Below are 12293 nucleotides of genomic sequence, written 5' to 3' on the forward strand. Positions count from 1 at the left end.
CATGCCCCAATCTCAACCCGCCTTTGACGGCCCCGGCCCTAGAGTTTTCCCCATCGCAACAACAGGTGCCGCCAGGCGGTGCCGATGCGGGAGAAATCCCTATGACCCTCACTGAAATCACCGGCTGGCTGGGCGCCGTTGGCGCTCTGGCCCTGTTTGTCTACCTGGGATACGCCTTGCTGCGGCCCGAGCAGTTCTGAGGTGGCGCAGATGCAAGACCTGATCTTTGTCGCCCTGAGCCTGGGCTGCTTCGCGGGCCTGCTGGCCTTCGTGGCGGCGCTGGGCCGCGTGTGATTGCGCAAAGGAGACTGCCATGTGGTTACCCTGGTTGGAATTTGCGCTGATGCTGCTGGTGATGACGGCGCTGGCCGTGCCCATGGGGCAATGGCTGGCGCGCTGCTTCACGAGCGAGCACCACGCCTGGATGGAGAGGCTGAGCCTGCGCGCCCTGGGCGTGGATGCGTCCGAGCGCATGGGGTGGCAGCGCTACGGCGCGGCGCTGCTGCTGTCCAACGGCGCCATGCTGCTGCTGGGCTATGCGCTGCTGCGCCTGCAAGGCTGGATGCCGCTCAACGCGCTGGGCAATGCGGCGCAGTCGCCGGACCTGGCCTTCAACACGGCCGCGTCCTTCGTGACCAATACCAACTGGCAGGCGTATTCGGGCGAGAGCAGCCTGTCCAACGCCACGCAGATGGTGGCCATCACCTTCATGATGTTCGCGGGCGCGACCACCGGCGTGGTCGCCGCGGCAGGCTTCATCCGGGGCCTGGCGCGCGCCAGCGCGTCGGACCTGGGCAACTACTGGGTGGACTATGTGCGCGTGCTGTGGCGCGTGATGCTGCCGCTGAGCTTCGTGGTGGCCTTGGTCTATGTGTGGCAGGGCGTGCCGCAGACGCTGGACGCCCAGGCCTGGGCGACGACGCTGGAGGGCGCGCGCCAGCAGATCCTGACGGGCCCCGTGGCCAGCCTGGAGAGCATCAAGCACATCGGCACGAACGGCGGGGGCTTCTTCGGCATGAACGCGGCCCATCCGTTCGAGAATCCGACGCCGCTGACCAATGCGATCCATATCCTGTCCATGCTGCTGATCCCGTCGGCGCTGACCTATGCCTTCGGCTCCATGCTGCTGCGCCGGCGCCAGGGCTGGGTACTGTTCGGTGCCTGCCTGGTGATGTTCGCGGGCTTTCTCGCGCTGGCGTTCACGGCCGAGCAGGCCGGCAATCCGCTGCTCACGGCTGCGGGCGCCGACCAGCAGGTCAGCGCCACACAGCCGGGCGGCAACATGGAGGGCAAGGAGCTGCGCTTCGGCATTGTCGACACGGCGCTGTTCGTGGCCACGACCACGGCCGCGACCACGGGCTCGGTCAATGCCATGCATGATTCGCTGACGCCGCTGGGCGGGCTGGTGCCGCTGGCCCAGATGATGATCAACTGCGTGTTCGGCGGTGATGGCGTGGGCCTGATCAACCTGTTGCAGTACGCCATCCTCACGGTGTTCCTGGCGGGGATGATGATCGGCCGCACGCCGGAGTTCCTGGGCAAGAAGATCGAGGCGCGCGAGATCAAGCTGGTGATGCTGGCCGTGATGGCGCACCCCATCTCCATCCTGGGCTTCACGGCGCTGGCCGCCGTGTGGCCGGACACCGTGGCCAGCCTGGCCAATCGCGGGCCGCATGGCTTCTCCGAGGTGCTCTACGCCTATGCCTCGGGAACGGCCAACAACGGCTCGGCCTTCGCCGGCCTGAACGCGAACACGCCGTTCTTCAACACCACCATCGGCCTGGCCATGCTGGCGGGCCGCTATCTGACGCTGCTGCCCATGCTGGCCCTGGCCGGCAGCCTGGCGGCCAAGCCCACGGTGCCCGCGGGCCCCGGCACCTTCCCGACGGCCACGCCGCTGTTCATGGGGCTGCTGGTCTTCGTCGTGGTCGTGGTCGGCGGGCTGACCTTCCTGCCTTCGCTGGCCCTGGGGCCGGTGGTCGAGCAGCTGCAGATGCTGTCGGGCCAGGTCTATCGCTGAGTTCACATCCTTCCCAAGCCCGCGCGGCCCGGTTCACGGGTACTGCGCGGCGGAGGTTACAGACATGAATGTTCATACAAGCACGGCCGGCCGCCTCGTGGCCGGCACCCAAGAAAACACCCGGTGGTCCGCGCTGCTGGGCCCCAGCGTGCGCTGCGCGCTGTTCGTCGCCCTGGTCACGGGGCTGGCCTATCCGCTGGTGACCACGCTCGTGGCCCAGGCCGCGTTTCCCAAGGCCGCCAATGGCAGCCTGGTGGTGCGCCAGGGCCAGGTCGTGGGCTCGGCCCTGCTGGGGCAGGAGTTCGCCTCGCCGCGCTATTTCCAGGGCCGGCCCAGCGCCACCTCGGCGCCCGACCCCGACAAGGCCGATGCCACGGTGGCATCGCCCTACAACGCCGCGCTGTCGGCCGCCACCAACCAGGGTGCGACCAACGGGGCGCTGGTGGACAGCGTGGCCGAGCGCGTGGCCGCCTACCGCGCGCTCAACGGCCTTGCGGCCGATGCCGCCGTGCCGGTGGATGCGGTCACGGCCTCGGCCTCGGGGCTGGATCCGCACATCTCGGTGGCCAACGCCGAGCTTCAGTTGCCGCGCGTGGCGCGTGAGCGCCAATTGCCCGCGGCCCAGGTGCAGGCACTGCTGCGCCAGCAGATCGAACCCCGCGTGCTGGGCCTGCTGGGCGAGCCGCGCGTGAATGTGCTGCGGCTGAACCTGGCGCTGGACGACGTGTCGGCCGTGACGGCGCAGCCCGCCGCAACGGCCGTGAAGGAGTAAGCCATGTCGCGCAAAACTTCCCTGTCGCTGTTCGATCCGTCGCTGGTGCGCGATGCCCTGCGTGATGCCTTCTGCAAGCTGGCGCCGAGTGCGCAATGGCGCAATCCGGTGATGTTCGTGGTCTATCTGGGCGCCATCTTCACCAGCCTGCTGTGGGCCCAGGCCCTGGCGGGTGAGGGCGAGGCGCCTGCGGACTTCATCCTGGCCATCGCGCTGTGGCTGTGGTTCACCGTGCTGTTCGCCAATTTCGCGGAGGCCCTGGCCGAGGGGCGCAGCCGCGCACAGGCCGCCAGCCTGCGCAGCATGAAGCGCAGCACCATGGCCAAGAAGATGGAGCAGCCTACCTACCAGAGTCGCTGGCATCCCGTGGGCGCCGAGGACCTGCGCTCGGGCATGTGGGTGCTGGTCGAGGCGGGCGACACCGTCCCGCTGGACGGCACGGTCATCGAGGGCGTGGCCTCGGTCGACGAGAGCGCCATCACGGGCGAATCGGCCCCGGTGATCCGCGAGGCCGGGGGCGACTTCTCGTCGGTGACAGGCGGCACGCGGGTGCTGTCGGACTGGCTGGTGGTGCAGATCACGGTCAACCCCGGCGAATCCTTCCTGGACCGCATGATCTCCATGGTGGAGTCGGCCCGCCGCAGCAAGACGCCCAACGAGCTGGCGCTGACCATCCTGCTGGTCGGGCTGACGCTGCTGTTCCTGCTGGTCATCGTGACGCTGCGGCCTTACTCGTCCTTTGCCGTGGCGCTGACGGGCAGCGGCCAGGTCGTGGGACTGACCGTGCTGGTGGCCTTGCTGGTGTGCCTGATTCCGACCACCATCGGCGGCCTGCTGTCGGCCATCGGCGTGGCGGGCATGAGTCGCATGATGCAGGCCAATGTGATCGCCACCTCGGGCCGCGCCGTGGAGGCGGCCGGCGACGTGGACGTGCTGCTGCTGGACAAGACCGGCACCATCACGCTGGGCAACCGCCAGGCCAGCGAATTCCTGCCCGCGCCCGGCGTGACGGCCGCGCAGCTGGTCGATGCGGCCCAGTTGGCCTCGCTGGCCGACGAGACGCCCGAGGGCCGCAGCGTGGTCGTGCTGGCCAAGGAAATGCACGGCCTGCGCGAGCGCGACCTGGCGGCCCTGCACGCGGTCTTCGTGCCCTTCACGGCCCAGACGCGCATGAGCGGCGTGGACATGCCCCAGCCCGACGGAGGTACGCGCAGCCTGCGCAAGGGGGCTGCCGACGCCGTGCGCCGCCATGTCGAAGCCCTGGGTGGCCAGTTCCCGGCCGCCATGCTCAAGGTGGTCGAGGAAGTGTCCCGGCGCGGCAGCACGCCGCTGGTCGTGGCCGACGGCGCCCGCGTGCTGGGCGTGATCGAGCTCAAGGACGTGGTCAAGCACGGCATCCGCGAGCGTTTCGCCGAGCTGCGCCGCATGGGCATCAAGACCGTGATGATCACGGGCGACAACCCGCTGACGGCAGCCGCCATCGCCGCCGAGGCCGGCGTGGACGACTACCTGGCCGAGGCCACGCCCGAGGACAAGCTGCGCCTGATCCGCGAGCACCAGGCGGCCGGCCGGCTGGTGGCCATGACGGGCGACGGCACCAATGATGCGCCCGCCCTGGCACAGGCCGATGTGGCCGTGGCCATGAACAGCGGCACCCAGGCGGCCAAGGAAGCCGGGAACATGGTGGACCTGGACAGCAACCCCACCAAGCTCATCGAGGTCGTGGAGACCGGCAAGCAGATGCTGATGACGCGCGGCGCGCTGACCACCTTCAGCGTGGCCAACGACGTGGCCAAGTACTTCGCCATCATCCCGGCCGCCTTCGTGGGCACCTATCCGCAACTGGCCGCGCTCAACGTCATGGGGCTGGCCAGTCCCGGGTCGGCCATCCTCAGCGCCGTGATCTTCAACGCGCTGATCATCATCGTGCTGATCCCGCTGGCCCTGCGTGGCGTGCCCTACCGGGCCGTGGGCGCCGCCGCGCTGCTGAGCCGCAACCTGCTGATCTATGGCCTGGGCGGACTGGTCGTGCCCTTCATCGGCATCAAGCTGATCGACATGCTGCTGGTGGCCCTGGGCCTGGCCTGATCCTTTGCCCGGGGTACCCGCCCGGCCCGGGCGGGCCCCGCCTCTTCGAACCCGAAAACAAGATGACATCCGCAATCGCCTCTTCCTTCCTGTCCCGTTGTTCCCTGGCCGCGCTGCTGTCGCTGGCGGGCGCCTCCTGCCATGCGCAGGCCGAGACTTCCCCGGTCCATTCCTCCACCGTCCTGCCCCAGGAGCCTCGGGAGGTCCCGCAGTCTTCCGCCCCGGCCTACGGCCTCACCGGCAGCGTGGCGCTGCTCAGCGACTACCGCTTTCGCGGCATCTCGCAAAGCTGGATGGGGCCGGCGCTGCAGGGCGGGCTGGAGCTGTCGCTGCCGCGCGGCGGCTATCTGGGCCTGTCCGGTTCCAGTGTTTCACGGCACAGCTATCTCGACGGACGGGCGCTGGAACTGGACCTGTACGGTGGCTGGCGCACCGAACTGGCGCCGGGCTGGACCGGCGACATCGGCCTGCTGCACTACAACTACCCGGGTGCGCGCATTCCGCGGGCGGACGGTCCCGCAGTCCGCTACGACACGACCGAGGCCTACCTGGGCCTGAGCCACGGGGGATTCAACGCCCGATGGTCGCTGGCCCTGACGCCGTATTTCGGGCTGCGCGGCAGCACGGCGGGCGTGGCCTTCGCCGAGCCGCTGGCCGCGCGCGGCAGCTCGCGCGGCAGCAGCTACCTGGACCTCAACTACCAGCACCCGCTGGGCGACTGGGCCACGCTGGGCCTGCACGCGGGCTACACCGATGTGCGCAATTACGGCGAACTGTCGTACGCCGACTGGCGCGTCTCGCTGGCCCGCAGCTGGGGGGCCTGGACCGCCACGCTGGCCTGGGCCACGACCTCGGCCGATGCGCGCTACTACCGCGCTGCCAACGCCGCCGGGCAGATGCAGAGCCTGGGCCGCAGCGGCTGGGTGCTGTCGTTGTCGACCGCGTTCTGAAGCGCGACCGGATCCCTGTTCTGGTGCTAGTCTGAGGCCATGCCCATTCCCGCCACTTCCGAGCCGCCTGTCCCTGGCGCGGCCCGTCCTGATCCGGATGCCCTGGTCGCGCGGCTGCGCCAGGAGCAGGAACAGGCGCTGCGCGGCAAGCTGCGCATCTACTTCGGATCGAACGCCGGGGTCGGCAAGACCTATGCCATGCTGGCCGCCGCACAGCGCGAACGCCATGCGGGCCGCGAGGTTCTGGTGGGACTCGTGGAAACCCATGGTCGCAAGGAGACGGCGCAGCAGCTGCATGGCCTGGAACAGTTGCCCCTGCGGGAGCTGCCGCACCAGGGGCGCGTGCTGCGCGAGTTCGACCTCGACGCCGCGCTGGCGCGCCATCCGCGCGTGCTGCTGCTGGACGAGCTGGCGCACAGCAACGCGCCGGGCTCGCGCCATCCCAAGCGCTGGCAGGACGTGCAGGAGCTGCTGGACGCGGGCATCGATGTCTGGACCACGCTCAACGTCCAGCACCTGGAAAGCCTGAACGACGTGGTCGGCGGCATCGTCGGCATCACGGTGCGCGAGACCGTGCCCGACCAGGTCTTCGACGATGCCGACGAGGTCATCATCGTCGACATCTCCCCCGACGAGCTGCTGCGCCGCCTCAAGGACGGCAAGGTCTACATGCTGGAGCAGGCCGAGCGGGCCTCGCGCAACTTCTTTCGGCGCGGCAACCTGCTGGCGCTGCGCGAACTGGCGCTGCGGCGCACGGCCGACCGCGTGGACGAGGACATGCGCGACTATCGGCGCGAGCGTTCCATCGGCGCCGTATGGCCGGCGCGCGAACGCCTGCTCGTGGCCGTGGCCGGCAGTCCTGGCGATGCCGCCCTGGTGCGCCAGGTGGCGCGCATGGCCCGCCGGCTCGATGCCGACTGGATGGTGGTCTACGTGGATGCGCCCGAGCGCCAGCACCGTCCGCGCAGCGCCCAGGCCGCCGTGCTGCGCACCCTGGCCCTGGCCGCGCGCCTGGGCGCGGAGACGGCCACCCTGCCCGGCAACGACGTGGCCGAGGCGCTGGTGGCCTTTGCGCGCGAACGCAACGCCAGCCGCCTCGTGCTGGCCCAGTCGCCGCGTCCGCTGTGGTCGCCCTGGCGCTGGTGGTCGCGCTCCATGCCGGACCGCATCGCCCGGCTGCATCCCGACATCGACGTGCTGGTGCTCTCCGGTGGCCTGCGGCCGGGCCAGGGTGCGGTCGCCGACGAGCCGGCACCGCCGGCGCGCCCCCGTCCATGGCCCTGGAAGGGCTATGCGGGCGTGACGCTGGCCTGCCTGGCAGCCACCCTGCTGGCCGAGCAGCTGCTGCGCATCTTCGATCCGGCCAATGTGGTCATGCTGTTCCTGCTGATCGTGGTGCTGTCCTCGCTGCGCTGGGGGCGTGGGCCCGGTGCCTGGGCAGCCCTGCTGTCGGTGCTGTGCTTCGACTATTTCTTCGTGCCGCCGCGCGGCTCCTTCCATGTCAATGACACGCAGTACCTGTTCACCTTCGTGCTGATGCTGGGCGTGGCCCTGGTCTGCGGCCAGCTCATGGCGCGCCTGCGGCACGAGGCTCGCGTGGCGGCCGAGCGCGAGCGGCGCGCGGGCGCCCTGGCGCGGCTGGCGCGCGATCTGTCGGGCGCGCTCACGCAGGAGCAGGTGGCCGACATCGCGCTGCGCACGGTGTCGGGCGTTTTCGAGGCCCAGGCCGGCCTGCTGCTGCCCGATGACAGCGAGCGCCTGCGCCGGGTGGAGGGCAGTGCCTGCGCCATGGACGAGAGCATTGCGCGCTGGTGCATGGACCACGGCCAGCCGGCCGGCCAGGGCACGGACACGCTGGCGGCCGCACCCGCGCGCTATGTGCCCCTGGCCGCACCTGTGCGCATGCGCGGCGTGCTGGTGCTGCAGCTGCGCCAGCCCCGGCGCCTGGAGGTGCCCGAGGAGCAGCGGCTGCTCGACGCCTGCGCCAGCCAGGTGGCGCTGGCGCTGGAGCGCCAGCATTTCGTGGCCGTGGCCCAGCAGACCCAGGTCGCCATGGAGGGCGAGCGCATGCGCAACACGCTGCTGTCGGCCGTCTCGCACGACCTGCGCACGCCGCTGACCACCATCCTGGGCGCGGCCGAGGCCGCCCGGCGCCATGTGCCGCCGGGGGACGCGGCCGACATGCTGGAGCAGGTGCGCACCCAGGCCCAGGCCATGCAGCGCCTGGTCGAGAACCTGCTGGACATGGCGCGGCTGCAGCAAGGCGGCGTGCACCTGCAGCGCGAATGGCTGCCGCTGGACGAAATCGTGGGCAGCGCGCTGCGCCAGATGCGCGCGCGCCTGCAGCGGCATCCGGTCAGCACCGACCTGCCCGCCGATCTGCCGCTGCTGCATGTAGACCCCGTACTCATGGAGCGTGTCCTGGTCAACCTGCTGGACAACGCCGCCAAGTACACGCCGCCCGGCACGCCGCTGGCCATCAGTGCGCGCGAAGTGGACGGCGAGCTGCAGGTGCAGGTGCGGGACGCGGGCCCGGGGCTGCCGGCTCACTTGCCGGCCCAGGCCCTGTTCGAGCCCTTCACGCGCGGTACGGCCGAATCCACGGTCTCGGGCATCGGCCTGGGTCTGTCCCTGGTGCGCAGCATCGTGCAGGCCCACGGCGGCCGCATCGAGGCCGCCGCCGCGCAGCCGGGGCCGGGCACGGTGATCACGCTGCATCTGCCCGTGCCCGAGCAGCCCGAGCTCGATTAGAGTCGCTGCCATGAGCACGCCCACCAACCGCATCCTGATGATCGAGGACGACCCCGGCATCCGCCGCTTCGTGCGCCTGGTGCTGGAGGACGAGGGCTGGCAGGTCTTCGAGGCGGACAGCGCGCGCCGCGGACTCATCGAGGCCGCGAGCCGCCAGCCCGACCTGGTCATCCTGGACCTGGGCCTGCCCGACGCCGACGGCAAGCAGGTCCTCACCGAGTTGCGCGGCTGGTCGCCCGTGCCTGTGCTGGTGCTGTCCGCGCGTGAGCGCGAGGACGAGAAGGTGGCGGCGCTGGACGCCGGCGCCGACGACTACCTGGTCAAGCCCTTCGGCGTGCCCGAGCTGCTGGCCCGGCTGCGCGTGATGCTGCGCAGGCGCCAGCAGGTGGCGGGAGCCGGTGCGGCCGCACCGTCCAGCCAGGTGCAGTTCGGCCAGGTGCAGGTGGACCTGGCCACGCACGACGTGCGGCGCGCGGGCCAGGCCGTGCACCTCACCCCCATCGAATTTCGGTTGCTGGCGGCGCTGATCGCGGCCCAGGGCCGGGTGCTCACCCACCGCCAGCTGCTGATGCAGGTCTGGGGGCCGGAGTACCTGAACCGGGCCCACTACCTGCGCGTGCACATGGCCAACCTGCGCCAGAAGGTCGAGGACGAGCCGGCCCAGCCGCGCCATCTGGTGACGGAGCTGCAGGTGGGCTACCGGCTTGTCGGCCTGGGCGGCGAGGCCGTTGCGGGATCGGTATAATCAGCGCCTCTCCGAGGAGCGTTGCAGCGGCCCCCTGACCCAGGCGTGGCCGCGAGGCTCGGAGCACCCTACGCAACGACGCTCGCCCACGCTTTCTGTGCGGTGAGCTTTTTTTTCGTCTCCCGCAGAACGTGGTTTTTCATTCATCTTTTGGAGAAAACCATGAACGCTGCTGTTCTTCCCGTTTCCGCCGACACGGCCATCGCCGACATTTCCCTGGCCGCCTGGGGCCGCAAGGAAATCCTGATCGCCGAGACCGAAATGCCCGGCCTGATGGCCACGCGCGAGGAATTCGCCGCCGCCCAGCCGCTCAAGGGCGCGCGCATCGCCGGCTCGCTGCACATGACCATCCAGACGGCCGTGCTGATCGAGACGCTCAAGGCCCTGGGCGCCGAGGTGCGCTGGGCTTCGTGCAATATCTTCTCCACCCAGGACCACGCTGCCGCCGCCATTGCGGCCTCCGGCACGCCCGTGTTCGCCATCAAGGGCGAATCGCTGGCCGACTACTGGGACTACACGCACCGCATCTTCGAATTCGGCGCCGCCGGCACCGAGGGCGAAGGCCCGAACATGATCCTGGACGATGGCGGCGATGCCACCATGCTGCTGCACCTGGGGATGCGCGCCGAGAAGGACCTGTCCGTGCTGGACAACCCCGGCTCCGAGGAAGAGAAGATCGCCTTCGCCGCCATCCGCGCCAAGCTGGCCCAGGACCCGACCTGGTACACGCGCAAGAGCGCCCACATCATCGGCGTGACCGAAGAGACCACGACCGGCGTGCACCGCCTCAACGAGATGTCGGCCAAGGGCACGCTGAAGTTCCGCGCCATCAACGTCAACGACTCCGTCACCAAGAGCAAGTTCGACAACCTCTACGGCTGCCGCGAGTCGCTGGTGGACGGCATCAAGCGCGCCACCGACGTGATGATCGCCGGCAAGGTCGCCGTGGTCGCCGGCTACGGCGACGTGGGCAAGGGCTGCGCCCAGGCTCTGCGCGCGCTGTCGGCCCAGGTCTGGGTCACCGAGATCGATCCCATCAACGCACTGCAGGCCGCCATGGAAGGCTACAAGGTCGTGACCATGGAGTGGGCGGCGGACAAGGCCGACATCTTCGTGACCACCACCGGCAACCGCGACATCATCCGCCACGAGCACATGGTGGCCATGAAGAACGAGGCCATCGTCTGCAACATCGGCCATTTCGACAACGAGATCGACGTCGCCTCCATCGAGAAGTACCACTGGGAGGAGATCAAGCCCCAGGTGGACCACATCACCTTCCCCGACGGCAAGAAGATCATCCTTCTGGCCAAGGGGCGCCTGGTGAACCTGGGCTGCGCCACCGGCCATCCCAGCTTCGTGATGAGCGCCTCGTTCGCCAACCAGACCATCGCCCAGATCGAGCTGTTCACCAAGCCCGACGCCTACCAGGTCGGCAAGGTCTACGTGCTGCCCAAGATCCTCGACGAGAAGGTCGCGCGCCTGCACCTGAAGAAGGTCGGCGCCATGCTGACCGAGCTGACCGACAGCCAGGCCGCCTATATCGGCGTGAGCAAGCAGGGGCCCTACAAGCCCGAAACGTATCGGTATTGAGCACCCCCTGAGCGGCTTGCGCCGCTTCCCCCTCTCTACTCGCTATCGCGAGGGAGGGGGACGACACCCTCGCGGCGGGGCGGCCCTTGCTCGGTGTCCCTGGGTTGGGCTCTGCCAGTTTGGGGTGTGGCGCCGCTTGGCGCCATTGATTTTTGAGATTTGTTGGGAGCGACGCTATGCGCGCAGATGTGTTTTTGGTGGAAGCCGGCCATGCGGCCACGCGCTCGCAGGCGCAGCGGCTGATCGCGGGCGGGGTGCAGTGGCGCATGACGCCGCTGACGCCGTGGAAGAAGGTGGCCAAGAATGGCGACGAGATTCCTGCCGGCGCCGAGCTGCAGCTGCTCGACGGTGCCGAGGCGAAGTACATCTCGCGCGGCGGGCTGAAGCTGGAAGGCGCGCTGGCGGCCACGAAGCTGTCGGTGGCCGGGCTGCGCTGCCTGGACGTGGGCCAGAGCACGGGGGGCTTCACCGACTGCCTGCTGCAGGCCGGCGCGGCCCAGGTGATCGGCGTGGATGTGGGCCATGGGCAGTTGCACGAGCGGCTGCGCTCCGATGCGCGTGTGGTCTGTGTCGAGGGGCTGAACGCACGCCATGTGACGGCCGACGGCCTGCTGGAGGCCTGCGAGGAGGTCCTGTCCGAGCGCTGGGAGGAAGATCCCGACGACAACGACACCCAGCCCGTGGCGCCCTATGCCTGGATGCGCAATGGCGGTGTGGTGGACGAGGACTATGACGACAGCGACGACGCCAAGGAGGCCGAGATCGAAGCCTTCAAGGCCGAGCGCGCCGCCAAGGGCAAGGCCCGCGAGGAGGGTACGGTGGCCACCCAGCGCCGCCGCCGCGCCGAGTTCGCGGACGTGGACATCACGCCGCAGTTCGACTTCGTCACGGGTGATCTCTCCTTCATCTCGCTGACCCTGGTGCTGCCGGCCGTCACGCGCCTGCTCAAGCCCCATGGCCAGCTGCTGATGCTGGTCAAGCCGCAGTTCGAGCTGCAACCCGGCCAGGTGGGCAAGGGCGGCATCGTGCGCGATGCGGCGCTGTTCGCCGAGGTCGAGCAGCGCATCCGCATCTGCCTGTCCGAGCTGGGCCTGGAGGTCAAGGCCTGGATGGATTCCGCCATCGAAGGCGGCGATGGAAACCGCGAGTTCTTCGTGCATGCCCAACAGGGCGCCGTCGTGCAGGCGCTGCCGCAGCCCGAAGGCGAGGACGAGGATGCGCCCCGTCCGGCCGTGAAGGCCGCCGCCAGGCGCGTATCGCGCACCGTGCAGCGCGAGCAGCGCAACGAGCGCGTCATCGACACCAGCACCGAGTTCGGCGTGCCCGGTCCCGGGCGCGCCAAGCTGCGCAAACGCAACGAATGAAACACCGAGC

Annotated in this window: 9 protein-coding genes and 1 riboswitch; all 9 genes read left to right on the forward strand. The window is 69.6% G+C overall.

What is annotated here, in order from left to right:
- The first annotated feature begins 101 nt into the window (after positions 1 to 101).
- The gene (gene kdpF / locus L1Z78_RS03465) at positions 102 to 200 is read left to right on the forward strand and encodes a K(+)-transporting ATPase subunit F (protein WP_234640165.1); all 99 of its coding nucleotides are present in this window, start codon (positions 102 to 104) and stop codon (positions 198 to 200) included.
- Positions 201 to 313: 113 nt separating this feature from the next.
- Positions 314 to 2020, forward strand: coding sequence for a potassium-transporting ATPase subunit KdpA (kdpA, locus tag L1Z78_RS03470; protein WP_234640166.1), 1707 nt, complete (start codon positions 314 to 316; stop codon positions 2018 to 2020).
- Between the two features lie 64 nt (positions 2021 to 2084).
- On the forward strand, positions 2085 to 2792 hold the full coding sequence (gene kdpC, locus L1Z78_RS03475; RefSeq protein WP_234640167.1) for a potassium-transporting ATPase subunit KdpC: 708 nt from the start codon (positions 2085 to 2087) through the stop codon (positions 2790 to 2792).
- A gap of 3 nt (positions 2793 to 2795) precedes the next feature.
- Entirely contained in the window at positions 2796 to 4880 is a 2085-nt protein-coding gene (kdpB, locus tag L1Z78_RS03480) for a potassium-transporting ATPase subunit KdpB (protein WP_234640168.1), read from the forward strand.
- A 62-nt stretch (positions 4881 to 4942) separates the two neighbouring features.
- A complete protein-coding gene (locus L1Z78_RS03485; RefSeq protein WP_234640169.1) occupies positions 4943 to 5830 on the forward strand; it encodes a TorF family putative porin in 888 nt (295 codons plus the stop codon).
- Between the two features lie 39 nt (positions 5831 to 5869).
- On the forward strand, positions 5870 to 8581 hold the full coding sequence (locus tag L1Z78_RS03490; RefSeq protein WP_234640170.1) for a sensor histidine kinase: 2712 nt from the start codon (positions 5870 to 5872) through the stop codon (positions 8579 to 8581).
- A 10-nt stretch (positions 8582 to 8591) separates the two neighbouring features.
- Positions 8592 to 9326, forward strand: a complete 735-nt coding sequence (locus L1Z78_RS03495; RefSeq protein ID WP_234640171.1) for a response regulator — start codon at positions 8592 to 8594, stop codon at positions 9324 to 9326.
- Positions 9327 to 9333: 7 nt separating this feature from the next.
- A riboswitch (S-adenosyl-L-homocysteine riboswitch) is annotated at positions 9334 to 9417 on the forward strand.
- 71 nt (positions 9418 to 9488) lie between these two features.
- Positions 9489 to 10919, forward strand: a complete 1431-nt coding sequence (gene ahcY, locus L1Z78_RS03500; protein WP_234640172.1) for an adenosylhomocysteinase — start codon at positions 9489 to 9491, stop codon at positions 10917 to 10919.
- Between the two features lie 176 nt (positions 10920 to 11095).
- Positions 11096 to 12283 (forward strand): TlyA family RNA methyltransferase, encoded by a 1188-nt coding sequence (locus L1Z78_RS03505; RefSeq protein WP_234640173.1) that lies wholly within the window; start codon positions 11096 to 11098, stop codon positions 12281 to 12283.
- Positions 12284 to 12293 lie beyond the last annotated feature (10 nt).

Origin of the sequence: Delftia tsuruhatensis, assembly GCF_903815225.1 — a bacterium.
GTDB classification, from domain to species: Bacteria; Pseudomonadota; Gammaproteobacteria; order Burkholderiales; family Burkholderiaceae_C; genus Comamonas; species Comamonas tsuruhatensis_A.

Excerpts from the sequence above, each read along its gene's own strand:
- kdpF (WP_234640165.1), top strand. The coding sequence starts at position 102 with ATGACCCTCACTGAAATCACCGGCTGGCTGGGCGCCGTTGGCGCTCTG.
- kdpA (WP_234640166.1), top strand. The coding sequence starts at position 314 with ATGTGGTTACCCTGGTTGGAATTTGCGCTGATGCTGCTGGTGATGACG.
- kdpC (WP_234640167.1), top strand. The coding sequence starts at position 2,085 with ATGAATGTTCATACAAGCACGGCCGGCCGCCTCGTGGCCGGCACCCAA.
- kdpB (WP_234640168.1), top strand. The coding sequence starts at position 2,796 with ATGTCGCGCAAAACTTCCCTGTCGCTGTTCGATCCGTCGCTGGTGCGC.
- L1Z78_RS03485 (WP_234640169.1), top strand. The coding sequence starts at position 4,943 with ATGACATCCGCAATCGCCTCTTCCTTCCTGTCCCGTTGTTCCCTGGCC.
- L1Z78_RS03490 (WP_234640170.1), top strand. The coding sequence starts at position 5,870 with ATGCCCATTCCCGCCACTTCCGAGCCGCCTGTCCCTGGCGCGGCCCGT.
- L1Z78_RS03495 (WP_234640171.1), top strand. The coding sequence starts at position 8,592 with ATGAGCACGCCCACCAACCGCATCCTGATGATCGAGGACGACCCCGGC.
- ahcY (WP_234640172.1), top strand. The coding sequence starts at position 9,489 with ATGAACGCTGCTGTTCTTCCCGTTTCCGCCGACACGGCCATCGCCGAC.
- L1Z78_RS03505 (WP_234640173.1), top strand. The coding sequence starts at position 11,096 with ATGCGCGCAGATGTGTTTTTGGTGGAAGCCGGCCATGCGGCCACGCGC.